The organism is Rhizobium sp. R634, from assembly GCF_002211305.1.
Lineage (GTDB): Bacteria > Pseudomonadota > Alphaproteobacteria > Rhizobiales > Rhizobiaceae > Rhizobium.
In genome coordinates this window covers 1-26,175 of sequence record NZ_LOKW01000023.1, presented here as the reverse complement: position 1 = coordinate 26,175, position 26,175 = coordinate 1, and the positions used below count along the sequence as shown (strand labels likewise).

At 56.4% G+C, this 26,175-nt stretch carries 22 protein-coding genes and 3 pseudogenes; 12 read left to right on the top strand and 13 right to left on the bottom strand.

Annotated elements, in window-relative coordinates:
* The first annotated feature begins 94 nt into the window (after positions 1-94).
* The 3 genes and pseudogenes from ATY77_RS18110 to ATY77_RS33230 form a co-directional block, all read left to right on the top strand.
* A complete protein-coding gene (locus ATY77_RS18110) occupies positions 95-949 on the top strand; it encodes a type IV toxin-antitoxin system AbiEi family antitoxin domain-containing protein (protein ID WP_088688441.1) in 855 nt (284 codons plus the stop codon).
* On the top strand, positions 939-1,349 hold the full coding sequence (locus ATY77_RS33235) for a nucleotidyl transferase AbiEii/AbiGii toxin family protein (RefSeq protein ID WP_280950751.1): 411 nt from the start codon (positions 939-941) through the stop codon (positions 1,347-1,349). Before ATY77_RS18110 ends, ATY77_RS33235 begins: the two co-directional genes overlap by 11 nt.
* A pseudogene (locus ATY77_RS33230) lies at positions 1,325-1,642 on the top strand (nucleotidyl transferase AbiEii/AbiGii toxin family protein); the annotation flags it as partial. The gene ATY77_RS33235 and the pseudogene ATY77_RS33230, both read left to right, overlap by 25 nt.
* Before the next feature lie 470 nt (positions 1,643-2,112).
* Here the strand turns inward: ATY77_RS33230 and repC are convergent.
* From repC to ATY77_RS18085, 4 genes and pseudogenes are all read right to left on the bottom strand, one after another.
* Entirely contained in the window at positions 2,113-3,327 is a 1,215-nt protein-coding gene (gene repC, locus ATY77_RS18100) for a plasmid replication protein RepC (protein WP_088688440.1), read from the bottom strand.
* A gap of 154 nt (positions 3,328-3,481) precedes the next feature.
* The gene (gene repB / locus ATY77_RS18095) at positions 3,482-4,507 is read right to left on the bottom strand and encodes a plasmid partitioning protein RepB (protein ID WP_088688439.1); all 1,026 of its coding nucleotides are present in this window, start codon (positions 4,505-4,507) and stop codon (positions 3,482-3,484) included.
* Positions 4,504-5,718, bottom strand: coding sequence for a plasmid partitioning protein RepA (repA, locus tag ATY77_RS18090; protein ID WP_088688438.1), 1,215 nt, complete (start codon positions 5,716-5,718; stop codon positions 4,504-4,506). Before repA ends, repB begins: the two co-directional genes overlap by 4 nt.
* Before the next feature lie 390 nt (positions 5,719-6,108).
* Positions 6,109-6,405, bottom strand: a pseudogene (locus ATY77_RS18085) (recombinase family protein); the annotation flags it as partial.
* Positions 6,406-6,542: 137 nt separating this feature from the next.
* Between ATY77_RS18085 and ATY77_RS18080 the strand changes: the two are divergent.
* Complete coding sequence (locus ATY77_RS18080) at positions 6,543-6,908, top strand: type II toxin-antitoxin system RelE/ParE family toxin (RefSeq protein ID WP_088688437.1); 366 nt, start codon at positions 6,543-6,545, stop codon at positions 6,906-6,908.
* Positions 6,901-7,227 (top strand): helix-turn-helix transcriptional regulator, encoded by a 327-nt coding sequence (locus tag ATY77_RS18075; protein WP_088688436.1) that lies wholly within the window; start codon positions 6,901-6,903, stop codon positions 7,225-7,227. Before ATY77_RS18080 ends, ATY77_RS18075 begins: the two co-directional genes overlap by 8 nt.
* A gap of 81 nt (positions 7,228-7,308) precedes the next feature.
* Here ATY77_RS18075 and ATY77_RS18070 read toward each other — a convergent pair whose 3' ends face one another.
* On the bottom strand, positions 7,309-8,463 hold the full coding sequence (locus ATY77_RS18070; protein ID WP_088688435.1) for a site-specific integrase: 1,155 nt from the start codon (positions 8,461-8,463) through the stop codon (positions 7,309-7,311).
* A 198-nt stretch (positions 8,464-8,661) separates the two neighbouring features.
* Between ATY77_RS18070 and ATY77_RS18065 the strand changes: the two genes are divergently transcribed.
* Positions 8,662-9,807, top strand: coding sequence for an RHE_PE00001 family protein (locus ATY77_RS18065; RefSeq protein ID WP_190237657.1), 1,146 nt, complete (start codon positions 8,662-8,664; stop codon positions 9,805-9,807).
* A 99-nt stretch (positions 9,808-9,906) separates the two neighbouring features.
* Entirely contained in the window at positions 9,907-11,079 is a 1,173-nt protein-coding gene (locus ATY77_RS18060; RefSeq protein ID WP_088688434.1) for a hypothetical protein, read from the top strand.
* A gap of 254 nt (positions 11,080-11,333) precedes the next feature.
* Here ATY77_RS18060 and ATY77_RS18055 read toward each other — a convergent pair whose 3' ends face one another.
* The 4 genes from ATY77_RS18055 to ATY77_RS18040 form a co-directional block, all read right to left on the bottom strand.
* Positions 11,334-12,812 carry a hypothetical protein gene (locus ATY77_RS18055; RefSeq protein WP_141103951.1) on the bottom strand — a complete coding sequence of 493 codons (1,479 nt, stop codon included), beginning with the start codon at positions 12,810-12,812 and terminating at the stop codon, positions 11,334-11,336.
* Positions 12,812-14,446, bottom strand: a complete 1,635-nt coding sequence (locus ATY77_RS18050; RefSeq protein WP_141103950.1) for a VPA1262 family N-terminal domain-containing protein — start codon at positions 14,444-14,446, stop codon at positions 12,812-12,814. Before ATY77_RS18050 ends, ATY77_RS18055 begins: the two co-directional genes overlap by 1 nt.
* 89 nt (positions 14,447-14,535) lie before the next feature.
* Complete coding sequence (locus tag ATY77_RS18045) at positions 14,536-15,096, bottom strand: hypothetical protein (RefSeq protein WP_141103949.1); 561 nt, start codon at positions 15,094-15,096, stop codon at positions 14,536-14,538.
* A gap of 153 nt (positions 15,097-15,249) precedes the next feature.
* Complete coding sequence (locus ATY77_RS18040) at positions 15,250-15,615, bottom strand: restriction endonuclease (protein WP_088688430.1); 366 nt, start codon at positions 15,613-15,615, stop codon at positions 15,250-15,252.
* A gap of 487 nt (positions 15,616-16,102) precedes the next feature.
* Between ATY77_RS18040 and ATY77_RS18030 the strand changes: the two genes are divergently transcribed.
* Together ATY77_RS18030 and ATY77_RS18025 are read left to right on the top strand one after the other, a co-directional pair.
* Complete coding sequence (locus ATY77_RS18030) at positions 16,103-20,191, top strand: hypothetical protein (protein WP_141103948.1); 4,089 nt, start codon at positions 16,103-16,105, stop codon at positions 20,189-20,191.
* Positions 20,192-20,618: 427 nt separating this feature from the next.
* A complete protein-coding gene (locus ATY77_RS18025) occupies positions 20,619-21,482 on the top strand; it encodes a reverse transcriptase domain-containing protein (RefSeq protein ID WP_245314358.1) in 864 nt (287 codons plus the stop codon).
* Here the strand turns inward: ATY77_RS18025 and ATY77_RS18020 are convergent.
* Together ATY77_RS18020 and ATY77_RS18015 are read right to left on the bottom strand one after the other, a co-directional pair.
* On the bottom strand, positions 21,475-22,089 hold the full coding sequence (locus ATY77_RS18020; protein WP_088688426.1) for a hypothetical protein: 615 nt from the start codon (positions 22,087-22,089) through the stop codon (positions 21,475-21,477). The two genes, ATY77_RS18025 and ATY77_RS18020, sit on opposite strands and share 8 nt — an antisense overlap.
* A gap of 437 nt (positions 22,090-22,526) precedes the next feature.
* Positions 22,527-22,988: a hypothetical protein gene (locus ATY77_RS18015; RefSeq protein WP_088688425.1), complete on the bottom strand. Its 462-nt coding sequence runs from the start codon at positions 22,986-22,988 to the stop codon at positions 22,527-22,529.
* Between the two features lie 178 nt (positions 22,989-23,166).
* Between ATY77_RS18015 and ATY77_RS18010 the strand changes: the two genes are divergently transcribed.
* A complete protein-coding gene (locus ATY77_RS18010) occupies positions 23,167-23,619 on the top strand; it encodes a hypothetical protein (protein WP_141103947.1) in 453 nt (150 codons plus the stop codon).
* A 259-nt stretch (positions 23,620-23,878) separates the two neighbouring features.
* Here the strand turns inward: ATY77_RS18010 and ATY77_RS18005 are convergent, their stop codons facing one another.
* Positions 23,879-24,436, bottom strand: a complete 558-nt coding sequence (locus tag ATY77_RS18005) for a hypothetical protein (RefSeq protein WP_088688423.1) — start codon at positions 24,434-24,436, stop codon at positions 23,879-23,881.
* Positions 24,437-24,716: 280 nt separating this feature from the next.
* Here ATY77_RS18005 and ATY77_RS18000 point away from each other — a divergent pair, with 280 nt between their 5' ends.
* On the top strand, positions 24,717-25,385 hold the full coding sequence (locus ATY77_RS18000; RefSeq protein WP_088688422.1) for a hypothetical protein: 669 nt from the start codon (positions 24,717-24,719) through the stop codon (positions 25,383-25,385).
* Positions 25,386-25,424: 39 nt separating this feature from the next.
* Here the strand turns inward: ATY77_RS18000 and ATY77_RS17995 are convergent, their stop codons facing one another.
* Positions 25,425-25,934 carry a hypothetical protein gene (locus ATY77_RS17995; protein WP_190237672.1) on the bottom strand — a complete coding sequence of 170 codons (510 nt, stop codon included), beginning with the start codon at positions 25,932-25,934 and terminating at the stop codon, positions 25,425-25,427.
* A 17-nt stretch (positions 25,935-25,951) separates the two neighbouring features.
* Here ATY77_RS17995 and ATY77_RS33225 point away from each other — a divergent pair.
* Positions 25,952-26,175: pseudogene (locus tag ATY77_RS33225) on the top strand (Fic family protein); the annotation flags it as partial.

Below are 26,175 nucleotides of genomic sequence, written 5' to 3'. Positions count from 1 at the left end.
GGCCAATTCATCGCCGTATAATCGATCACAAAAGTCCGTTTCAAACGGACATTTTCGCCATTTATCAAAGTATCCTTGCTAGCGACTTTAAATAATGTCATTTTTGTCCGTCATGGGCGATCGAAAACGCGCTAAATTAAAGTCAATGCTGGATGAGGTTCCTGCAGGCTTCCTCGTGGATTCGGCATGGATGCGGAAAATGCAAATCCGCCGGAGCTCGACGCATGATTATCTCCGCCGCGGTTGGCTGCAGCCTGTCATTCATGGCGTCTACCGGCGCCCCTCAGGACGGGACGGCTCACCGAAAGAACACATCGACTGGCGCATTGCCGTCATGTCTGCACAGACGATCATGAATTATCCGTTCCATGTTGGCGGCCGCACGGCGCTGGCCCTTCGCGGTCATGTGCCCTACCTGACACTAGAGGCTGCCGAGAAGATCTTCATCTATGGCGATGCGCCGCGCTGGCTCGCGAACCTGCCTACCAATGGCCTCCCTCTCCTTCGCAGCACGCGCCTCTTCAAGACAGCGGGTATCGGCATTGAACTACTGGCGGCGGAACCGGACGGCAATCACATCCTGTTTCTGCAGAGCTGGACGATACGCGCATCAACGCCGGAGCGGGCCATTATCGAGGCGCTGGACGAACTGCCCGAAAACGAGAGCTTTGATAACATCGATGCGATCTTCGAGGGTCTGACAACCCTTCGTCCGCGCCGCATAACCGAACTTCTCGCAGACTGCACGAAAGTCCAGGTGAAACGGCTCTTCTTCGTGTTTGCCGACCGCCATGATCACGCCTGGCTCAAATATATTGACCGGTCGAATATCGATCTTGGGAGAGGCGACCGCTCATTCATCAAGGGCGGCAAGCTGCATCCCATATACCGCATCACCATCCCAGAAGAGTACCTTCCAGGAAAGCCAGAGAGCGCCGATGGCCCGTGACCAGTATCTTTCCCAGCTAGATCTCCTCGTCCAGGTCTTGCCGATGATTGCCAACGAGCCGGCTTTCGCGTTGAAGGGTGGAACCGCTATCAATCTTTTCTACAGAGACCTCCCCCGCGTGTCAGTCGATATCGACCTGACCTACCTTCCGCTCAAACCGAGGGACGAGAGCTTGGCCGAAATCAACGAGATCCTCGACCGGGTCGCCGCCAAGGTTGAAAGGATCAAGGGAGTCCGAGCAAAGCGAATAGCCGGCGGTGGCGGCGGCGATACGCGCGTCGAAGTGAGGCGGGGCCAAACCGCAGTCAAGGTCGAGACCTCTCCGGTCGCCCGCGGCACGGTCCGCCCCGTCGAACGACGCAGGGTCAGCGAGCTGGTCGAAGACCAGTTTGGTTTGTAGAAATGGAGGTTGTCGCCTTCGAAGTCCTCTTCGGCGGCAAGATGCATGCAGCAATTGATCGCCAACATCCGCGCGATCTCTTCGACATCAAGTTGCTTTATGAAAACGAGGGACTGACTGACCCGCTGTTTCGTACTTTCCTTGTCTACGTGGCGAGCTCCGGGCGCTCGCCCCATGAGTTGCTGCAGCCCAATAGGGCCGACGTCACACATGTCTTCAATCAAGAATTCGATGGGATGACGATCGAAAGGTCTCACTGGATGACTTGCTGGATATCCGGGAGCGGTTCCTGAAGGACATCCAGGCAGGCCTCGATGACAAGACCGCGGTGGGCGCGGCCGGGGCCGCACGTTTCTGCTGTCTCTTCACGATGGCGAACCCGACTTCGAGCCTATCGGCTTGCCACATGCCCTCGCCTTGCCGCCGATCCGCTGGAAGATCCTCAACCCGCAAAAACTAAAGAACGACAACCCGGTCAAACACGCCGAACAGCGTGGGGAGATCGAGCGGCTATTCACACGCTGAAGTACCTTAGCCACCCTACTCGTCGTCGATCCCACGGCTGGCGCCGCTGAATTACAGAGGTCAGCCGATCGGTCTTGGTGGAACGTCATTATTGCGGCCGGTGATTTTACTCCAAAACACCCATGCCCGAAAAATCAACGACTACAAAGGTTTAGCAGAGTTGGTCGCGACCAACTCGCTTTCGGGGCTCTGAAAGGCAAGCGGCGACGCAATTCACCTCGAAAATGGCGCGGCCGCCCTACCCCGCTTTCGCTTGCGCCGCACCATTTGCTTTCAGCAAAGCCATGATCATGGGCCCCAGTGAGAACTCCCCACGCTCGGTTCGCCGCGTCAAATCACGAAGGTACCCACCGGGCGAGTTAATCATGTTGACGCGCTCCAGGATGCCGGCAACAGCGACCGCCGCATTTTCCGGCCCCATAATATCGCAGGCCTCCTGGTAGGCCGACGGGCTTATTCCCAGCATCGACCGGACGACGACCGCAGCGGACATCAACTCGCGCCAGGACCCGATCGCGCCGCCAGCCCCATAGTCGACAATTTCCGGGCAGGCCTTCAACACGAGGCCGAGTGGAAATGCCTTCAACGGCTCTCGCTGAATTCCATTCGCTTTGCTCGATTTCGCCCCCTGCTCGTTTCTAGAGCGAGGTTCAAGTTCATTAAGGGATTCGGGTTTTGAACTCTGTATGTGCCGCTCATTGTGGGCGCCATTGCCGCCGGGATTTTCTGCTTTTTCTTGATTTTCCAGCCGGTTGAGCACTTCGTCTTTCAGCATCTGCATTTCGTCGAGAACTACGCTCACATCGGTGGGCGACGGTGTGCGTGGCAGCCGGGCAATCAGCCCTACATAAATGCCCTCGATAGCCTGCCAGTCGCCAGCCGCGCCCTCTTCCATGGCGGCCGTAATCAGCTTGCGCACGTCGCGCCGGCAGATCGTCAGATTCTCTTTCATCCTTTTGAAGGCGGCGCGCTCCGCCGCGATCTGCTGCGCCAGTGTCGCAAGCTCATCAGCGCGAGACAGCAATGGCGAAAGATCGAAGCCGAAGGCGTTCTCGATATCGCCGGTCTGGTCCCTGCGAACATAACGCTTGCCGTTGGCGCTATCTTTTCGACCGATCAGGCCGGCCTCAACAAGCGCCGCAAGATGCCGTCGGAGGGTGGATCCCGCCATGCCATGGGCACGCAACGACAACTGTGCGTTCGACGGGAAAACGATAAGCGGCGCGTCCTGGCGCAATTCATTTTCCGGATGGAAGCTCAACAGAGCGTCAAGCACCGCCAGGCTGTTCGACTGAATGCCAAGTGCGGCCATTGCTGCAGAAACATCCCGAAAGACTTTCCACTTCTGCGCCGACTTCCCCGCCTTGATCTCGGCAACTGCTTGCTGTCGTCTGACCAGGGCGAGCGAAACCGGCCGCCGCCCAAAGGGCGTCGTCACATTTCCCGTTTGCATCGTCTCTTACCTTTCCGCAGGCAAAAGAAATTTGCTCACCAAATCGGTGCCAAGACTCTTGACGAGGATTCGAGGAAATGCGATTCTGTTCGTGCTAAAGAGACAGAAGGGCTTCCGCGACGGCAACGTTGAGGGGGCTCTTTTCTTTTGCGGCTTACGCTTCCTTCTTCTGTTTCTGTTTCGCACGGTGCGCTTCATAAAGCGCCGGCAATTGCTCGAGCACGAAGGCCGCAAAGTCCGGCGTCGCCTTCCGATCGATCATGATTTCCACTTTCGCCTTGCTCTGCTTCACCTGCGCTAGGCGCTCGCCAGCGGGGCTCGCCATGACATCGGGAAGTCCACGTTTCAACCGGCGCGGCCTCAGGTGCGCAATTAGCGCCTTGAAACGGTCGGCGGACTGAAGCACCTGAAATTCGCTGGACCGTACACGTTCGAGGGTGTTGGCGGCCGGAGATGCTTTTTCGATCAGCTCGGCCATTTCCTGCCAGCTTCTGAGGCCGATACCGGGGGCAGGGCCGATGGCATCGATCAAGTCTGTGGGAAGCGCCTCAATGATGGACAACATCTTGGAGAGATCGCCCTTGTCGACGGACATCGATGAGATGATTACGTCCCGGGGGAAGCGTTCCTTCAGGCGGGCGGCAAAGCGCGCCTTCTCGATAAAGGAAAGATCCTGCCGTTCGTTATTTTCCTGGCCTTGGGCAACCACCAGCTGCTCGTCCGTCAGATCGCGGACGACCGCCTTGACCGCCAGACCGAGTTCCGTCAGCGCGCGCAAGCGTCGATGGCCGAAGGCAACTTCATAGCGGCCGGACTTTTGCGGGTGAGGGCGCACGAGGATCGGCACCTGCTGGCCCTGTTCCTTGATAGACGCCAGCAGCCCATCAATGTCGCCTGGCATCCGGTCCTGCATAAACGAAGGGTCAATAACCTTCGGATCGAGATCGATCACAGTCTGTCCCTCGGCAAGACGCCGTTCGATTTCCTCGGCTCGTTCCACGCGATCGTTCTGCTCGCGCAAAGCGTTGCCGATATTAGCGGTCAGCTTGGTCGCCGGGTCACGGTCCTTGCGAGCCACACCGAGAAGCGGCATGGTTCGGCTCTTTGCCACTTGCGGATCGCGCGGCGAGGGCGCAGCCGGTACGGTAGCGGAAACGCCCAAAATGTCCTTTCGGCTCATGTGGTTCTACCCCACGCTTTTTTGATCAAAGATTCAATCTCGTCATTGACGGCATTCATCGCATCCAAGGCGCGATCGTAGGTCGAACGCGTGAATTGGCCACGCTCGACTTCGAAGAGCGTCTGGTTTGTAAGCCCGGCATCCGAGACAGCCGTCGTCTTCAGCATTGGAAAATTGAGCACGTTCTCGCCGAAGATTGACCGGAGATAACCTACCATCTGGTTTTGTGGGCCATCGCTCGGCTCGAAGCGGGTGATAAGATACCGCATCCAGTTGAAGTTGAACCTGGCGCCAGCATTTTCGATTTCCCGCAGCAGGTTTGACGTCATCGCCAGAAACTGGTTCATCGACATGACGTCGAGCATCTGCGGATGCACAGTCACCAGGATCGACGTCGCTGCGGTCAGGGCCGAAAGGGTCAGGTAGCCGAGCTGGGGAGGGCAGTCGATGACGACGACATCGTAATTGTCCGCGATATCCTCGATGACCTGGCTGATCCGCCCGTAGAAAAGCGTATCGCCTTCCTTGCGGCTCATCAGCGCGCGCGGTGTGTCGTGCTCGAACTCCATAAGCTCAAGATTGCCGGGAATGAGATGGAGATCGGGTATGTATGTTCCCCGGACCACCTCCTCGATCGGGCGCTGCTCTTCATCATAGCGAATGGCGCCGTAAAGCGTTTCGTTAGGACCGACGTGAATTTCCGGCTGGTTGCCGAATAGGGCGGATAGGCTGGCCTGAGGGTCCAGATCGATCGCGAGCACGCGATATCCACGCATCGCGAGATACTGGGCCAGATGCGCCGACGTGGTGGTCTTGCCGGAGCCGCCTTTAAAGTTCATCACAGAGATGACTTGCAACTGCTCGCCATCGCGCCGATGGGGCAGGTAGCGTCGGTTGCCACGGCCCACCTGATCCATATGCTTTCGGATCTGATGAATATCCTCTATCGAAAATATGCGCCGGCCGCCCGCCCCCGTACTGACGTTCAACTCAGGCATGTCGGAGGCAATCTGGCGAAGATAGGATTCTTTAACGCCCAGGAGCTTGGCGGCCTCCGACGGCGCAAACCCGCGGATGCCTTTCTCCGCAGATGGCGGAAAGACCTTGACATGATGCGCTTGCAATTGCCCCGACAAGGCCTCAGCATGCCGCTCCATCAAAGCGGTCAGTCCCTCGATTTCGGGTGCTGTTTTTGCGGCGTTATTCGCCATCTCGTAACCTATTTCTTGCCAGTGGCGGTTTGAAGCGAAAAATCAAAAGATTTCCGCCGATGGCAATAGGCGCCGATTCTGTGCTCTGAGCAAGAGTTTTTTGGTTAACAAGTGGTTAATACAGTGACGGTTCTCACCTGTGGAATCAATGATACGCGCGCACATCCGGTGAAAGACAGGCAATTACATCTTTCTCTGGATTCAAAGCAGTCTTCCCGAAGTCGTGCGAAAAACGGCCCAACATCTATCGATGATCCCGGTCCATCTTATTCGTGCCGAGGAAAATGACATAACCAATCCCAAACGATACCGAATCGGTACCTCCGAAGAAAAGCGATCACGGCCTGCAGGGAAGGGAGGGAAAGCTTCGAAACCTCGCCGGAGACGAGCTCCGCGTTCCTCAAGGTCCTCGATCACCTGCAGGAGGTGGCTGACAGATCGGGCCACCCGGTCGAGACGGACAACGACGAGGACGTCTCCCGCGCTGAGCTCTCTAAGCAGCCGCGTCAACACCGGCCGAGCACGCGATGCCCCGGAACCGTGTTCCTGGAAAATCCGATCGCAGCCGGCGGCGCGGAGTTCGTTCATCTGGGCGTCATGGGCCTGGTCGTCAGTAGAGACGCGAACATAGCCAATGAGCCGCTTCATAGGTTTAGGACGTTGCCATCCGGCTTTCCAGCGATCCATTTGATGTGTTTTGTACAGATAAGAAATGCGTGAGAAAAATGATGTTGTGAGCGTCTCTTCGACGAAGCAAACCCTATTGCGTCGAGGAGAGACACGGATTATATATCCCAAAGTATCTATATCGTTCAGGATATGAAATGACGCAATGGAAGGTCGAGCTTCATGATCGCTTCAAAGGCGAGATCGCAGACCTCCCAGCCGATGTCCGGGTCGAATTGCTCGCGCATCTGGTGCTGCTTCGCGAGAAAGGATTTCGATTGGGACGACCTGAGGTCGACACCCTCGAAGGCTCCAGACACGCGAACATGAAAGAGCTTCGCGTCAAGGTCTTGAAGGTACAATGGCGGTTCGCCTTTGCCTTCGATCCGGAGCGAAAGGCGGTCGTCCTCTGCGGAGGTGCGAAGAGCGGTGTGAGCCAGAAACTCTTCTACAAACGGCTGATCGATCTGGCGGACAAACGGTACGACGAGCATTTGAGCGAGTTGGAGAAGAAGCATGGATGATCTCGACAAGCTGATACAAACGCTGCCTGAGGATGAACAGCGCGCCATTGCAAAGCGCGCCGAGGACCTCGTGACCGCTCATAATCTGCGTGAACTGCGGGCACTTGCCGGACGAACACAAGAAGACGTGTCTGCTGCGACAGGTTTCAAGCAGACCAATGTTTCCAGACTGGAGAAGCGCGCCGACATGAAGCTGTCGACGCTCCGCGATTATGTCGAATCCCTCGGAGGCACTTTGAAGATCGTCGCGGATGTCGCGGGCAAGAAAGTCGATCTGTCTAGCATCGCGGAGCGCTCCCGACACGGTTCAAAGATCTGAACCAGCCGTTGTTCGCTAAGCATGGCCCCTATAGCCCTACCGTGTTCGCCGGAAGGGCAGGTGCATGTCCGAGAGCCACAGCTACAGCATCCGACTGGCTCGCCCGCTTCTACGCGTCGCATTGTTATAGTAGCTCGATGCCTGCTGGACCGAGCGATGGCGAGATTGCTCCATCGCTTCGGAGAGGGGAATGCCACGGTTGGCCGCCTCTGTCAGATACCCTGACCGCAGCCCGTGCGCGGAAAACTCCCCCACCTCCAGCCCAGCCATCCTGACCCGCTGCTTGACGATGTCGTTGACAGCCTTCGGATCGAGCGCCCGCCGAGAAACATGGCCCCAGCGATCGATCCCCCGGAACACACTGCCGCCGTCGATCTTGGCGGCGGCCAGCCAGGCGCTCAACGCCTCGACCGGCCGGCCGGTGAGATAGACGACCTCGTCCTGGCCGGCGCCGGAATTTTTGGTGCGGCCGAGATGGATCGACAGTGAGGGGAGGGGGCTGCCGTCGTCGCCGGTAACGGGCGCCTCGACCGTCAGCTGTTCTTTCCGCAGGCCAGCGACTTCGCTGCGCCGGCGGCCGCCGGAAGCAAAGGCGACCATCAGCATGGCGCGGTCGCGCAGATCGCGCAGGCTGTCCGACCTGCAGGTCGCCAGCAGTTTGGCCAGCACCTCTGATGTCACCGCCTTGGCGCTCTTGCGGCGGCGTTGCCGCGGTACGGCGCGGACGGCGAGATGGAGCGCCGATCGAAGGGCAGGGGAGGCGAAGGCGCCGTCGAGACCACGCCACTTGGTCAGCGTCGACCAGTTGGCCAGCCGTCGGCGCACCGTGTCCGGCGCGTGCGGCCCGATCGAACGGAGAAAGCCGCCGTCTCGCAACGCCTGCTCGACTTCGGCCGTCACGCTGTGCTCCGGGTCGGTCTCGCGGCGTCGTGGATCCCAGAGGTGATGGGCGACGAATTTCAGCAGCAGCGCCTCGGGCGCCGGCCATGGGAGGGGGCTGCCGGTCGCCGCCAGGCACCAGGCCTCGAGGTAGCCGAGGTCGGAGGCGAGCGCCCGCAGCGTATTGTCGCCCATGCCTTCGTTGACCAGGTGCCGCAGCGTCTCGACGTCCTGGTCGGTGAGAATTTCCGCCAGCTTGTCGCGTCGGTCGATCGGCAGCACCGCGGCAATGGTATCGAGCGTTTCGGCCCGGCGGGCGATGGCGTCCGGCGCTGATTTCGGAGCGAGAATGTCCATTGGTCCTCCTGAAGCGGGGAAATCCGGCTGTAGGCATGGCGTCAGCGACTGCGCTTTACCCCGTTTTCACTGATTTGCGGCGTTATAGCAATAACGTCCGATAAGCATGACTTATCGGAAGTGAGGTCAATGACTCACCGTCATGCCAACTATGGAATACTAACTTTAAGATAGAGTTCGTTTAGCAAATCGTTTACCATGATTTCAATGACTTACGATCTCGCGAAATTACCAATGAGTACCTTGATGGACCCGGCTTTTCGAGCCGGCCTCGAGTTGACGCGTCTCGACGAGCGCATCGCCCGTTCGCCCGTCGGCGCTGGCTGGATCGAGAGGATGCATTTCGCCGATGCCTGCGCCTCGCTGTGGATCGACGGCGAACTCGTCCATCTCGAAGACCTCGTCCTCCACGACGCCTTTCGCGATACCCGCACCCCAACCCACGAGCTCACCATCGCCCGCGACGTGCTGCGAACCCGCCGACGGATTTCCGGGCAGTCGCCCGACTGGGCTCTTTCAGCCGACGGTATCCGGACTTTGCGACAAACGTCGGACACTGGCGCGGGCGGCGCCGAAGCTGTGGCGCTGGCCGGTGTTACCACGCCCGTGGTCACCATCGACGCGCAAGGAGAGGGGGATGGTGATGACGAGGAAAATCTGCCCGACATTGACTATGCCGCCATCGATGCGACGCTGGCCCGGTCGTCGGCCGCAATCGAGAACGCAACCCGGGCTGGCGGGGCCAGAGGTCGCACTGCAGCCGAGAAGGACCCGATGATCTATGATCTCGACTGGGACGAGGATGGGCGGCTCGACGAATGGCGCAGCGTGCTGCGGCAGGCCGAACATCTGCCGGCGGCGCTGCAGGCGATTGTTGCCCTCGATGCTTGGAACGAACTCTCCGTGCTGCAGCACGCGCCTTGGCTCGGCCGGCTGTTTGCCGCCTCGATCCTTCGAGAAGCCGGCATCACCAGCGGCGCACATCTCGCCGCCATCAACCTCGGCCTGAAAACTATTGCTGTCGATCGGCGCCGGCATCGCGATCGCGAAACCCGGCTGCTCGCCATCGCCCATGGATTGTTGGCGGCCGCCGAACTCGGCATGAAAGAGCACGACCGGTTGGCGCTGGCGCGAACAATGTTTGAGCGAAAGCTGGACGGACGCCGGACGTCTTCAAAACTGCCGGAGCTGGTCGAGCTGGTAATGTCAAAGCCGCTGGTGTCGGCCGGGATGGTGGCGAAAACGCTGGATGTGACGCCGCAGGCGGCGCGGCGGATCGTTCTGGAGCTCGGCCTCAGGGAGATGACGGGGAGGGGGAGGTTTCGGGCATGGGGGATAGTTTAGCCAATATTTGGACTCGATGGTCTGTATTGAATCCGCCGAATTGGTGCCACCCTACGCGACGGGTATCGCCGTCGCTCAATATTTTGAGGTTTAAGCACGATGGTTTCACCGAAGTATACACGGACGGTCAATCCACTGCAGTTTGAGGCGCTCGAACCTAAGCGTTTCGAGGATCTGGTGCGGCAGGTGCTCTATGATTTCCGAGCTTGGCGCGCCCTGGAGCCCACGGGACGCCTTGGCGGTGACGACGGTTTCGATGCCAGGGGATGGGAAGTTGCCGACGGATCACTCGCCGATGCGACAAGCGATGAAGATGAAGAGATCGCCTTGCGACAGTCTGGCGATCGGATCTGGCTCGTCCAATGCAAGCGTGAGCGCGCGATCGGTCCCGGCAAACTCCTGAGCTATCTCGACGCCATTCCTCCGGTGGAACGATCACAGTTACACGGTCTGATCTTTGCCGCCTGTTCAGATTTTTCGAAACGGGCACGAGACGCTTTTCGATCCTGGTGCGCCAAAAATTCCATTGGTGAGTTTTATCTTTGGGGAAAGGCGGAGTTGGAGGACGCACTCTTTCAGCCAAAGAACGATCATCTTCTTTTTGCCTATTTTGGCCTGTCCCTGACAATTCGACGCCGCTCCGATCAAGCGCGCCTGCGCGCGCAAACTACGATTAAGCGCAAGCTCAAACGGGCAATTACGGACAAGTACGAGATCCTTCTCCGGGATGTTGCCGACGAAAGCTATCCTTATGCCTCTGACGGCTCCGACGACCATGCATGGTGGGTGTATTCTCGGCCAAAGATGACGTTCCGAGGACTGGAGTGTCTACATCGACGTTATTTCGCTTACCGCGGCGACGAGGATAAAAACTGGGACTTGGCGAACGCCTTAAATGATGCCCGCCTCGGCACCCACGCTGATCCTTGGCGCGGAACGGATGCAGCCGGTGACGATCGTGCCGAACTCTTTGCCTTCTGGCACTCGCTCCCTGAAAAGAACAAGGCGTGGTTTGAGGTGTGGGGTGTCGTTCCCTTTTCTTCGATCGTCGAGATTGATGAGCTTGGCGACGATATCACAAGCCATCCTCATATCTATTTCGAGCCGGCAAAGGAGCACGGTCATCCATTCTCTGATGGATATCCGGAACTGTCGACGGCAAGTCAGTGGGGAAGTGCGCGGGTTCTGTGGCCCAAGGCCGCCGACCGGATTGTCATTTTCCCCGAGAAGTTTAGAAAACCGCTTCTGAATACAAATGGCGATGAGGTCTGATCGCACCCTATCAGCGGCAAAGGCCTCATGAATTCACGGTCGGAGTGCGCCGCTCTCGGCCTTCGAAGAACGCTTAGGGTTCCCGTCAAATTATCTTCACCGCGTCGATGACGAATCCTGAGCTTGAAGAGACCGGCCTCACGGTCGATCCTAAATATACGCGCCAGAACAAACGGTATCGATTATCTGAAAGCGGGAGGATATCCTGGGCCGATCGGGCTTATAACTGAGACAAGCATCAACCTTGATCCGAATCAGAGATTTCGAATGGGATCTGTCATGTGAAACTGAATGACGTGATACAGTGATTGTGTTGGGTCAAACGGGTAGTATATTTTCTCGGCTAGGGCGTCATCTCGTCCTTCTTGCCGGGAGATTGCATGAGCATAGGGCTGGAATCGAGACAACAAACGATTCCACTCACTGTAGCAGTCGACATCGCTTGCATGCCATCGGACATCCACCTTCGACAGGTTTTGCCGGATATTTGACAAGGTTGCTTGGCGTTGCTCTTCGTCCATGCAAACCTCGATATACCGCACGATGGCATAATCCAGGGCAGATCTGTTGATGCCAGTCAGATGAATAGACGGATCCCGTGATGCAAATCCCCATTCGTTCCAAAGCTGAAACGCCTTTGCCAAGGCTAATGCGCGATCGGACTCGGAGGCACATTCGTCAAAGGTACGCAAACAATCGCTGACACATCTCCGCCCTTCGTCACGCATCGTAAGGGGGCTTGGCTGCAGGGAAACCGATTCCAGATAGATCAACATTGCCTCGGGCGACGACATCGCAAGCGCTTTCCCGAGAGCTTTATGGAGGTGGGGGTAACGAGACGGGTAGGCGTTGAAAGCCTTCATCCATTTACGCCATTCATCGCCTCTGGCAGCTACCTTCACGAGAAGCTCTGTCAGCTCGTCCAAAGAATAAGCGGTTGCATCACGTCGTGCGTCCGCCCGTACGCTACGCATGGTTACGCAGAATCGTAAACGACTCGACGGGCTGGCAAGCGCTAGAGACAGCCGCCGCCGTGGCGGTAACGCATCAATAACCTCCATTGTTGCCGCAACCTGCTCGATTGCATTGACTGCCTGAACCAGTCGCTCAAAGCCATATCGCGTTAGGAAGGCCAGAGGGCTCACCAACCCGCCCTGACGATAAGTTGCCTGTTCAATTGAGGGCCACATCGTTGCTACTCTCGGCCAGTCGCCCTCGCTGTCAGCTTGCTGAAAGGCGTCGACGAACTCTCGCTCCCATATCGGCGCCACGGCGCTTCCGCGGGGCTCAAACACTATTTTTCGTTGCGCGACATATCTCTCGATTATATCGAGAAAATCGGAAGACGGTGCGAAGTCATCCGGCAGCAACTCCCAAAGGCCTCGTCGGCCGCCGCAAATGTCGGCGGTTATCAGGAGGGCCGATAGCATAACAAGTCGCTCATCTTCTGCCTTGGACCAGGCGGCAATTCCCGCAACCAACCACGACACGCTTTCGGCCCACAGTCTGGCTGTCTCATCGCCATGGAAGATGCGAGGAGGAGGGCTCTCAGCGAGTATCCCGAAGTCCTCTACAACCGCGGGCCAGATCTCGTCTTGCCAACGTACGGTCTCCAGAGCTGACAGCGGATCCGCCTTGACGCTGAGTGCTGCCAACAACCCAGTCGGCGCGCGCCCTCGACGATTCGCAAGGAGGTCCGCCAGCTCGTCCTTAGACATCTGATCAATGACCACTATGCACCTGTGCTTCTCCATACAAGGTGTTCGGGAGCGTTAAGCGCTCTCCACAACTCGTCGAAGGCGTCCATGACGATCTGGCCATCGTCGACTCGCTGAAGGATGTGATGCGCCTTGCCGAGGCTGTTGACCGAAGTACCGAGCGACCAGGCCAGAGCGCCCTTTCTCTTTTGCGGAAAAATCAGGAAGCGATCGTGGAAATTCCACCCGGCTGGTCCACTTCTGGCGCGAAATTCGAGCTTCAATCCGTATAAATTCCCTGCGAAAGAGCCAAACTGCGCTTGTTGCCGCGACATATAATCGTCTTCGACTACGACACAGTCGTCCTCGCAAGCGGTTTTGCGAGCGCTCAAGCCTCTAAGGTCAGCTCCATGATGGGGCGAAAAGAAAAGTGTCTCCAAGATGTCGAGCGCACTAAGGTACGGATCCCATAGCCACGCTCCGGATTCTCCGTATCTGACAATCAGATTTCTGATGTCGGCAACAGCCCTATCATGCTCTTCTCGCTGTCGTCCTGGCTCGGGAAGATATTGCACAAACTGACGTTCCTTTGCCTGGCGCGCGGTTTCGCTTTTATAAATTCGCCCCTCTGTCCAGCCGCCTCTTTCATCGGAATCGACCGCACCCACCAGGCTTTCGATAGAGGTATGGATTGACACCCTCTGCGGCGTGTCGCCGCCTTTGCCATCAGGCAACGAAAAGATACGGGGCTCGGGAGCAATTGGCTGAAAGTTCAAATGAACGCTACGAACAAAGGCGCTTGGACCCGTTGCGGCGAGCAGCAACTGGTGCTCATCATCCCAAAGGGTGGCGCGGTGCGATCCGGAACCTGGCGGCATCGACAGCTCCGTGCGTTCGTTCAAAACGACAGCGGAGCAGTAGCCGGTGATCAGGTTGTCGAACTCAAGTTCGATCGTCGTGCGTAAAGGACGCGCTTTCGCCCGGGGATGCCATCCTGTTTCCAGAACGAAGTCACCATGCTGAGCTCCGGAAAAACGGGTCATCAAAATATTCACTGGTACCTGCACGATAATATTCCCGATCCGGTCCGACAAAGTCGCCAACCGTATAGGGAGATATTCCGTGATCGCTTCCGACAGCATCTGCAGGCGTTGGGGTTCGGTCAGCAAATGAGAGATCAGGCGTTTCTCTGCATCCGCCCATTCGAAGACGTGGCTCCCGTTCCAGAAATTGTTCTTCAGGATTGAATTGATGGGAATCTCTTGGAACGAATTCGGCGACACAAAAATCGGCGGCTGGGCTGTCGAGGCCTCCTGAAGCACCGCCTTGCCCGACAAGTCCCAGATGTGGTCGCGCGTGAGGCGCTCTATGGCCTGAAGGAGATGCTCTATCGTTCGCTCATAGCGGCATACCCCGAACGTAATACCACTGAGGCCGGGAAGCGACAGTCGCTTTTCATTGAGAAACTGTGGGCTCGTGTTCGTCTTCGTTGGTTCCTCTTCATCGATGGCAACCAAGGTGAAGACGTTGATAGGCTGAGCATTGCCCTTTTTGAAGGCTAGGATTTCGATGACCTCGGCTCGGCGAAAAAAGCCGAGTACACCATGGGCGGTGGCCTTCCTCAAGGAATCGATATTTGGCAGAGGGGCTGAAGTTTCATTGGGATACATCGACTACATGCCCCATGGTGCTTGCGGAAATGGAGCGGCGAGCGCGCCGATTGAACAGGGCGCAGTTGCAGGGGATATGCTTCCCACCCTCATTGCTTCAGCTTCCTTAGGCGCGCTTCGAGTCGCGTGATGATGTCTCGATCCGTCAGCTCGATGTAAAAGCGGCTATAGTTCGTCGATAGCTTGAAGAGGGCCTGTACGAGTTCTCCGGACTGGAAACTCTCGACAAGATAGAATTGGGCAATGTCGCCGTCGATCCGGTCGCAGTAATAATATATCAACGGTTCATAAGTGAAATAGAAGGCGCCGACACGAAAGCTGTCACCGCCCACAGGCAACTGATGAGCCGGGACCTCGATATTCTCACCTGTCGTAAGATTAGAGTATCGGACCTTCGACTTAGCGGTCGTCAGTTCCACGGTGGCATTCGATGACAAGAGCATTGCTTGGATCCCTCGTATGACGAGTTTGATTTCCATCGTCTTGCCGGAATTTAGAAAATACTCGTCGGGGGGGATAAGATGATCACGAACAGAGATGGATCGATCGATGACTGTTCCAAGCGGGACGAGTTCATCGACAACAGGATCGATGACATCTTTCAGCGATAGCCCTGATCTGAATTTGCTCTTCGTGATCAGATAGTTCATCTGCGATGGCTCGTCGGGCAAAGTGATCACTCGTCCATCTTCATAGATGATGTGGACAGTCTCTACCGCATTCGTTCTGTAGCTTTCGTCGACGACGGATACTTTCAAACCTTCGAATGGGCGAGCTGCACCGCGACTTATCACAAAATGAGCCTAGGTCTTCGAAACGCCCGGAAGCCCGTCAGGCAAGAGGTCGATCTGGAACAGATCGATATTATGTTTGGCCGCCACAGTTATAGCGCCACTTTGAAAACCGGATCGACTGACGAACACCGCCTTGTTTACACCAGCGTCCCTGGTTTTCGTCACGAAGGCATCGATCGCGTCGACCGCGACCGGCCGCGTTTTGTTTTTGACTTCATATCCAATTAGAATCTTATGCATTCCAGCGGCGATGGTCGCCAGTACGTCGAACTGCCGAGTTCCAACTTTGACGTTCCACTGAACATCGGCGTCGGGAATGGTCGCGCGCTGTAGCGCCGCGGCCAGCATTTCAATGTATTTGTCTTCTGAGATCATCGCCGCCCCGTGTCGGGAATAATTTTACGCTGTAGTTGCACACTGCAAATCGTTTGCTGCCAAGTACGAATGAAGAGATTGCAGCAAAAAGTTGTGAACAGAGCAGAAGGTCGAAAGCGTGACAATATCGCGAGGTCCGACCTTAAATCGGGTGCTATTTTTGCCGCGCTAGTCTGAGTGCCGCCGTCGAAACGTCTTCCGATTCGAGATGGCTTCCGTGGCCATCGCCCGCAAATGTAGCAAATGTGCCGCAAAGTCCGCGGAGGCGGTATGCGGCGCAAGCGACGTTGGCTGAGCGAGAAGGAGCGCCGATTGCCTGCGATCTCCGGTGTCCGCGACTGACCCAACGGTAGCGCGCCGCAAGGTCGATCTACTCAATTGACGCCAGCAGCGAGCCGAGCTGCACTCGATTATCCCGACCTGATCCTTGAGGCCTGCGGCACTGCCTCGCGCAATAAAATTGTTGAGCATCTCATCTAGGAATTGATTGCGGGCAACGATCAACTCTACCTTTGATGTCATGACCATTGTGCCACTCGACCGACGGGTTAACATTCGCCTCGAGAGCGAAACCGTTGAATTTCATCTTAGCGAATTACGAGACAGACCATATGTGGTCTTGCTTGGGGAGCCCGGGGTCGGAAAATCGACAGCACTTCAGCATGAAGCAATGCAGGAAGGCGGCGAGGTCGTAACATGCCGAGAGGTCATGAACGGCGTCGCTCTTAGCAGTTCGCAGACGGCGTATCTCGATGCTCTCGATGAGTATCGAGCGGGAGATGGCGGCAAGGACAAGTTACTTCAGCTCGCCACGGCGATTTCCAACAGTACAGTCGGGCGTTGGCGGCTTACCTGCCGGGCCGAGGACTGGAGGGCCGCAGGTGATCTCCAGCAAATGCGACGGGCGGCGAACAACCAGCCAATCATTGTCGCTCATCTTCTTCCTCTGGACGACGAAGAGGCGGAAGCTGTCCTTGCCGGATTGGGAGAGCCTGACCCCGAAAAATTCATAGCCGACACGCGCGGCAGGGGAGCAATAGCATCCCTCGAAAATCCTCTTAGCCTCAGCCTTCTTCATTCTGTTGTGCGCAGGGATGGTGTCTGGCCAGCAACGAGGTTTGAGCTGTTCGAGCGAGCCATCGATGCTCTCGCGCACGAACACGATCCTCAGCGCGTCCTAGATCCCCGCCCAGGCGTCGAGGAGATCATCGCTGACGCCGAGCGACTGTGCTTTTACCTTTTGGCGACCGGCGCCCGCAGGATCTGGCGTTCAAACGCGCTTGCCACTGGAGTGCAAGCCGAAGGCTATGTCACCGTCGATGCAATCGGAGTCGATAGAGCCCGCGCGGCGTTCGCATTGGATACGGCCATTTTTCGTGGTGAAGGGCAAAGTTTCGAACCCTCCCACAGAACCGTCGCCGAATTTCTTGCCGGCCGTTATCTTGCTGGGGCGGTTTCTGGTTCCTCAGGCAGCCTTCCATTTCCTCTTGGTCGTGCTGCCGCGCTCATCACAGGCAACGATCGAAAGGCGCCGAGTGAGCTAAGGGGATTGTACGCTTGGTTTGCCGCAGGCCTGTCACAGAAGGGCGATGAAACCGGAGCGATCCGGTTGATTGAGAGAGATGCGGCAACCGTTTTAGCCTACGGCGATGCGGCTGCCTTCAAAGCGGCCGGTCGGAAGGCTATTCTAAACAATCTGGATCGCGACGATCCATATTTTCTGTCATCGCGGGATGGTGCCACCGTGCTTGGCGGTCTGGCGTCAGACGATCTTGTCGACGAGTTCATAGCCATTCTCGATAGTGACGCACAGAGCCACCTTAAGCTCACCGTACTCGAGGCATTAGGGGATGGTCTGCCTCTTGTCGGCATGCAGGTAAAGCTGCACGAAATCTCAATCGCGCCGACCCGTCCACATTGGCAGAGATTGCGCACGTCCGAGGCGTGGATCAAGGGCCAGACCGATCCAACTGCGGCCAGACGTCAGCTATTCCGCGAGATCGCTGCTACCCCGGTCAACTACGATCAGGTTTCGCTCCGAGCCAATCTGCTTTCCGGCATCAAGCCCGAGCAGCTCCAACTGGAGGAGATTCGGGGGCTGCTTTCCGACCTAGATCGACTTCCCCCGGTTCCCCCAGGGGAAAGCGAAGACTCGGGGGCTTTGCTCTCCTTGATGATGGGACTGATGAAATCGCCTCGCAGCGATCTGTTTGATCAACCGATGATCGGTGAATCGGACGACCACCGTGGTCACAAGGTCGAAGTGCGGCACTTCTTGCAGCAGACGTTATCCTCGGCAATCGCGTCAAATCTCGACATCGATGCGCGAACACTTTGGTCCTGGATTCGGAATACGCGCGAATATGAGTGGGAGCGAATTGACGACGATCTGTCGAAGTCAATCAACGCTTGGATTGGTCGGGACACGAATCAAAGAGAACTCGACCTCTTTACCGTCTTGATGGAAAGCGGCGAAGAGGGTGAAGGCGCGTGGATGGCTACAAACCATTTCATCACCATCGCGCGCAGGCTTCCGTCGGACACGCTGATCGAAAACCTGATCAACCTTGCCGAGAGCACCCCCGAAGGACCATATCGCCGACGGCTATTGGAGGTCGCGGCATACGCCGTGCGGACTGAAACGCATTGGCCCATCTGGGAAAAGCGCATTGTTGAAACCCTGGAGAAAGAGGGCGGCTTTGGCGATTTCATAACGTCACTGCGCACCGACCCAAATAGAGATTGGAAGGAAAAGGAGGCAAAGCGTCAAGCGAAGGAGCTTGCGGATAATGAGGAAGCCCGAGCTCATAACATTGCAGACATGACACCCAAGATGAATGCAATTGCGGCGGGACGCGAGAGCGAATTGGGGGTCCTGCGGTGGGCTTCTCAGCATTATCGAAACGCAGTCATCCGGAAGAAGGAAGATCCGCTCGCGAAGATTGAGAAATATACTAACAATCGGATCAAGTCCGCGATCGCGGAAGGGTTCGTTCAATTTGCGATTCACGCTGATATTAAACTGACCTCAAGCGATCTGGGAAAAGCCGAAGCGGAAAATAGGGCTTTCCATAACGAGTATGTGGTCGCCGCCGGCATTCACCAGGCAATTTTGGCTGGAAGGGACGAAGAAATCTCAGAATGCCCTCCCGTGACCGCAATTGTAGCCCTGAGGCAGAACTATTTCAGCGGAGACGAGAAACCGTCGCTTGCGAATTGGGCGATGGGGCATCTCGCGCGCGACGCCGCTGTAGGGAAACACGAGATTCTGAACTATTGGAACGCTGCTCTCGATGCTGGCGATTCCGACCTCGATGCTATCCACTACCTGTCCCAATCGAACGAGCACGAATTGGTCTCAGAGGTCTTGAAAGCACTCTTAAAGGAGCGACCAAATCTGCCACCGGCCGCGCTCAGACAGGCCTTAAGCGCGTCCGCTCAATTTTTGACGCGAGATGAAATTTTGGAGCTTGTCGCAAATGCGCTCGGTGGCACCCTCGACGCGGAAGCGACAGGGCTATGGAGTTTCATCGATCTGGCGCTTGACCCTGTCAGATTCGCCATCGGCCATTCACGCGAGGCGGTTGGTGCCGCGCTTCTTGCTCCGAATGGCGACCTGGTCGAAAAATACAATCAGCTATCTCTTGATCTCGATCAGCTTGACTATCTCCGCATAGCCGCGCTCGGTGGGGATCAGCCTGCAGAAGAACGTGACTGGGCCAATCCAGATAGTTCAAGCCGCATTGTTCGGGCGGCAATCAATCGCCTCAGTGCGTCAAGTCGCGCGGATGCCGGAAAACTCCTGAAGGCGCTCATTCCGGGCGTCGACCCAAGCTGGAGCCCGGTGTTGAGTCACGCAGCTGCGGAGCATGCCTCGATGTTGCGAGACAGCATGTTCGTTGCGCCGACCGCTTCGCAATTGAAAGCTGCACTTAGCGGCGGGCCACCCGCGAACCCAGCGGATCTTGCAGCAGTCGTCATGGAGGAAATCGAACGATATAGGGCGAGCCTTCGGACGGGCAGCGAAATGCCATGGAAGCGCTATTGGAATACCGACCACACGGGCGCTGCGACCAAACCTCAAATCGAAAACGAGGATCGGGATCGACTTCTTGAGCTTCTTAGGTCTCGATTGGAGCGCTACGGTGTTGCGGCATCTCTTCCAGAGGCTCGGCGGGCTGAAAGTACACGTGCCGACGTTTTGCTCCTAACGCATGCAGGCAAAAACCTTCCAATTGAAGCCAAACGGCACTACAATTCAGAGCTGTGGAGTGCGCCCATCGAGCAGTTGACGGGTTACGCTGCGGACGAGGGCGCTTTCGGCTACGGCATTTATCTAGTTTTCTGGTTCGGCTCTGAATACAGAGTGCCAGCAAGACGCGACCGGAAAGAAGCTCCTGCCACCGCCGAAGAACTGCAGGCCATGCTTGTCGACGACCTACCATCGGAATCTGAAGGTAAGATATCGGTGATCGTGTTGGATGTTGCGCGTCCAAACGCGGGCGAGAAGCGCAAGAGGGCTCCAACTCGAAAGAAAGCGACGGTCAAAACCGCGCCGAAGAGCACAAAGGAATGATAGCGGCCGCAGCCATGTGTCAAGCAGCATGTCAACCGGCGCACAAAACTTGAATTGATCGAGACCTGGTTAATCGGGCAACATGTCCGGCGGTCGGTGGCAATGGCACTCGCCAGTCCCAGTAAGAATCTTATTCCTTCAGAGGTTGTACCCCTTGCAACTCTTTGAAGGCAACCGTATATCCACATCGATTTCAGCAATAGGCTGTAGCTCACGGCTCTACGGAAAGTTCGACCTTCGGGTTGTCCTCATGTACGAGCTTCGGGAATATACTATTGTTCTCTCAGTTGACGACTCCATGGTTAAACATGGGTTGCAGTTTGCTGAAATCTCGCAATGGAGGATTTGCCGATGAAGAAATTTCATAAGCATCTCGACCTTGCTGTAGCTGTCTTGACGATGTTGTACTCCGCCTTGGAGATCATCAATGTTGCGCTCGATATCTATAGCAAGGTTGTCAACTATGCCCTTATCGTTCGAAAACTTCCTGTATTCTTACAACAAGAACGGCAAGCCCATTTATGCGCCTAATCCGTTCGGGGAAAAACTTGGCGCTGAACTCAAGCGCAAGGTGAACAAGGCGCACAAATTCGACAGCTTTGTTTACCATTTCAAGGACGGGTCGCACGTTCTCGCGCTGCATCGGCATCGAAACAACCAGCTTTTCTGCCGCATCGACATCTCGAAATTTTTCTACAGCATCCAGCGCAATCGCGTTAAGCGCGTGTTGAAGGACATCCACGTCCAGCGCCCGGAATATTATGCGAAGTGGTCAACAGTCAAAAATCCTTACGGGGCAGGGTATGTGCTCCCCTATGGGTTCGTCCAATCGCCTATCCTGGCGACGCTCGTTCTCGCGAAGTCCCCAATAGGCGTCTATCTTCGTGCGCTTCCCGCGTCCGTTACTGTCTCCGTGTATATGGACGATATATGTCTCTCGGGCAACGATGAGGCCGAGCTCAAGATGGCGTTCGATGGGCTTGTTGCCGCCGTCGCCGAAGCTGGCTTCACCCTCAACGACGACAAGACGCGCGCCCCTGCGTCGCAAATCGATATTTTCAATTGCAGTCTAACCAACGGCAAAACCGAGGTTTTGCAGGATCGCGTCGACGAGTTCTTCGCTGAGGAACGCTCTCCTGCAAGCGAGGAAGGGTTCAAGACCTACTGCGATATCGTGGAGTCGAAGACGTGGCGCACAGGTCACAAGAAAAAGCGGCGCACCGCATATTTCCGTTCGCTCCCGAAGCCCACGCCGGTCGCGCCCGCAGCTCCTGAGCCACCGACTACTTGAACCGCGCGGTAGTTGAGCCGGTTATCATCCCAAGCGCGAATCCAACGATGGTCGTGATGGTCTTCTCGATGAATGCGCGCTGCGACTTATCCTTGCAGAAGGCATAGATGCCGGTGAAGGCAACGAGCACGAAGGCGACCAAAGCTAAGAGAATGTAGATAATCGTGTTGTCGGATTGACCGCCAGTGTCGCCCGTCACGCTTTTGGCGTAGGCTGAGGAGATGAGATTCCACGAGACGCTTATAGTATCGCGCTGCTCGATGAATGGCGAATTCGCGAGCGACGTATGTGCAGCCTGAAGCTCCTCTTGCATGGTCGTTGCCAGCTTTAACGCTTCCGGATTGTTGGCAACCAACTCTTTGAGGCGCACAAGATTGGTATCCGAGTTATTCAGGGCAATTGAGATGCGTTGGTAGTCGCCTTCGGACACCTGCCAGACCTTGACAACTTTCTCCGGATAAAGCCGCTCCCAGAGTCTCACCGCCGATGTGCTGATACCTGCCAAAAGCAGGCTGATGAGCACAGAGGAAACGAGCACTCTGAATAGATCGTAGATCCGGCTGCTCGGCGTTTCCGATTTGGACTTTTCTGGCTCCTCAGTGCTCATGGTGTCGCTCCTCTTTGCAACCTGAGTGCACGAATTCGTGTTCCGGTGGAAGGCAGGCGCCGAGTGTTGCACGGTTAAATTTGCTTCTGGGGATTTGGAGCACGCTTCTCATGTGTTAGCGAAACGCCGCGTGAAGCCACTCAGCGCTGTTGGTTGAGTCGTACGGTTAGTGTGCGGCGTCCGGTCGCCGCCTGAGCGCCGCAAGACACATCGGGATTTCGGTGGCGCCTCAGTGGCTTATGCATAACGGCCGCCGGTGAAGTTGTTGTCTTTCCACGATTTTGGGGTGGACCGGTCGATGGTTCGAATTGGTTCAAGGCGAATACGTGCATGCCTATGGCAGCTTCGCGCTTTAATTCCAGCCATTCACCCGGCCTTGGCCGAATACGGGACGAGATAGTCGGGCTTTTCTCTCGATACGGAGCAAAGACACCCGCTCACTCGAACAATTGCGACACCGACACTTGCCGGATGCGCCGTTCGTCCGAGGTGAAGCTCAGAAGCATCCGCTTGTCTCCAAGCACCCAGCGATCGTTTTTCAAACTACCACCGCTGCTCCATTCCGGCTCCCCGAACTTTGCTCGCGCCTGCTCCCGGGTCATGGTCATATCGAGATCGAAAGGCGTTCCATCGATCGGTCTTCCTGCTTCCTCCGGAAGAACGAAGAATGTACGCAGAACCAACTCCCCTTCCGCAAAGCGCTTCCCGTTCGGCAATTCGCTTCCGAGAGTAAAGAGCAGTTCAATCTGTTGACCGGGGACCTCAACGTTCGTTTCCTTCTCGCCGCGTGGCGGCCGCTTGAGCGGGAGCGTCGCACCCAGCGACTTCAAGTAGTCCACGAGCGCTGCGTCGGTTTCCGACTTTCCCAGCAATGCCAGCGCGCCCTTGTAGATTGCCATGCAGCAGCTCCAATGCTTACTTGCGACGATTCCTATGAGAATCGGTACAGGGACGCCGCGAAGACGCTGTCCATAATGAGCAACGACGATTGGGACAAGTGGCTCAAGAAGATGATCCGGAACAATTCAGAGGGCAAGTGAAAGCATGAATGCAGATCGACTGTTTACGCTGGTCGGAATGACCAATACCGACAACGACGTGATCGAGGCGATCAAGGCCAATGGTGGATCGATCGATACCCTCTCTCCGAAGAAGCTCAAGGAGTTGACGACGGATTTCGTTCAGCTCATTGACCTCGGTGTCGCGCTCGCATTCACGCCGAAGGAGTTCTTCTCCCGCAACTATCGAGACCCGCTTGGATCCGGCCCTTATGCAATGAGTGGCGTCTTCTACTATCCTAACGGCTCGGCGACGGTATCCGCGTATCTGGGATCCATTCCACTCTCTTCCGGTCCCGTTGGCAGTCGGGAGGAGGCGCTCGCCGCCTTCGGTGAACCTCAGGAAACCGAGGAGGAGGATGGCGATGTGTATTGGGATATTTGGATGAAGGATAGTCGGCAGGTGAAGGTCGATTACAACGACGAGTTGACTGTAAAAACCGTTCTCGTGTCGTTCCCAATGAAAGATTGAAAGCCCGATTTTTAATGAATGGAGTCTGTGATTGGCCCCGGGACGAATTGGCGAGAGTCTCAAGGTCCGCGTGCGACGGCGCCACTGAAATTGGACCGAACGAAACCTCGGCGCACGGAGCAGGCGTGGCCTCCAACAAGCGGATAGTTTGAGTTCGATCGATATCACGCCCAGGCGGGCCTTCCGGATTTTGCCGAAGTTGATCCAAAACTGCCGACGAGCAACGCGAGAACACCCAAATTCGTTTTGTGGGCGGATATCATGGAGTTTCGGGCAGCTGAGGAAAATCCGCCGACATCACCATGACCGAAAAATTGTGCTTGAATTCGTGGTCTCCAACGTAGGTTCGCGCAATCTTGCCGGACCAGGTGATCTTGAAGCGGCTGGAATTGCTGATCCGGTCGAACCTGATTTTGTGTTTGGCAACCGTATCATGGCCGAGCAGGTATATCTGAAACGCGAAATCATTCCGGTCTGTTATCGTTTCCGGGTGGGGGTCTATCAGCAATTCGAGGCCATCCAGAAACTCCGGTGTATATTCATGCTTGGAGCAGATCCTAAAGCCGCCAATGTGCCAGTCGTCCGACGATAGTATGCAGGATTGATAGTTTTCCCAAGAGTATGGCGCGTCCCAGTCGCTGGTGTAGTTCGAGCTTTCCTTATCCTTTATATCGCGCTCTGAATTGTAATTTGCTGACTCGAGATGAATGTCGAACCATACATCTCCGTCGATCTCTTTTGCTGACCACAAAAACTCTACGATTGAATGTCCCTCTGGCCAAGGATTACCTTCGAAGTAGATCCTGTTCGATTGCATGCCTGTTTGTCCTCTTGGAAGGTATCACTGCGGGCAAAAAGACGGCCATCCAAAAGGGCAGAACTGCCCGAGACTCGTCCACATCAATCGCAGGGTTTGTAGCGTTCAGGCGAAACGAGTCAACACAATGGTCGCCACCGTCCCGTGACTGTGACTGTCGCAGACCCAGTCAAGGATTTTCGCTTAGCGATTGAAACTTCCCTGCCTATGGATATGAATTGCGGATAGCGGCCCGACTTCTCCCGATCCACTGCGGAACAACGACGAGCAATAATCACACATGCGCCATCTGCTGTTTGCGACAGTACTTTTGGTCGGTTCCACCACCCATCCGCCGACTGCCGCGACAAATGCCACGGAGCTGCGGAATATTTTGAGTAGTTCCGCGACCGCCGCTACGTCGACCGAAATCCACATCGAGAGCGGCTGTGGGCCGGCAGGTTGCATGATCGAGGTCGAGCAACTGCGGATCCAACGTGATAAGGGTTTCTTCGAGCACGACGGCAAGCCGCTTCTGCTGATCGAGCACAAGCCGACAGTTCGATGGGTGCTGCCCGAGATGGATTGGACACCAATCGCCGCTTACAAGATCGATACAGGCGGGCAGCGATGGGGCACATGCCTGGAATTCGCGCACAGCGGTATCGGCAAAAGTGGTGTGCATCAGCGGTGGTCAAGTGTCGTGCTGGTGCCGTTTCATGGTGGCAAACCTGTAGATGCAGCGCACCGCTTTGTGGGCTATTGGACCGGGTGCGACTCTCTCCAGGTGGGAGAAAAACCCCATCAAGTCGTGTTGCCGCTCGTCGAGCCGGCTGCGACCGGCGCGTCACCGTCGCTGTGCATCAGTCAGTATCTGTGCAATGCGCAAGGTTGTGAGCGGCGTGAAGATCCGCGGCAAGTGCACGGGGATCCGACCGGGGAAACCGGGGTGTTATCGATCGATGGCTGACGCCGAGGTCTGTCGTTGCCCCCAAAATACCGGACAGGATCAGGTTGGGGTAGTTTGATTGGCCTGCCTCACTCGCTCGGAGATTTCATTGATCATGTCCTCATCGCCAGTAATGGAAAGGCCAATATAGCTTTCTGCCTCTATAATGATTTGTTGTCCGGCCAATCGCGCCTGAACGGTCTCAATTTCCTGCGAACCCGCAACGGACCAAATCCGGCTTTCGACTGAAGCACCAAGCTGCCCCATAACATCCATGACCGTTGTTCGTAGAGTCTTGTCGTATTCCGGACCCAATATCACAGTTACTGTCATCAAATTGATCCCATGAACGAGGGCTGGCGCGTCTTGTCGGCCAGGAATTCTTTTGGCGAGCGGTAGCCGAGGGCTTTGTGAGGGTGAGAGCGATTGTAGTGCTCGAACGAGACTGGCAGTGAGCATGTCCTCTTCCCACTTGGTGTAGAAGCCACGGCGCTGTTCGCGCCACTGCAGATACCAGTCCCAAACGCCGGGGAAGATGAGAAGGCCGAAGCTCAATTGGCTGACTGGCACGCCGCAGCCCCTTACTCTTGCTAGTGACCCTATACCTCTGCATGAACGGCGTTCTACGCAAGCCATTGCTCTACCTCAGTCTTTACCTGAAATCCCATCGGAGGGAATATTATCGGCTACTGCAAGAGGTTCGCGAACATGGCAACTGGGAGGCTTGGTTGGACTTTTTCCTGACTGGGGTGGCCGACACCGCCAATCAGGCGTTTGAGGCTGCGACCCAGATTGTGGATCTCTTCAAGGA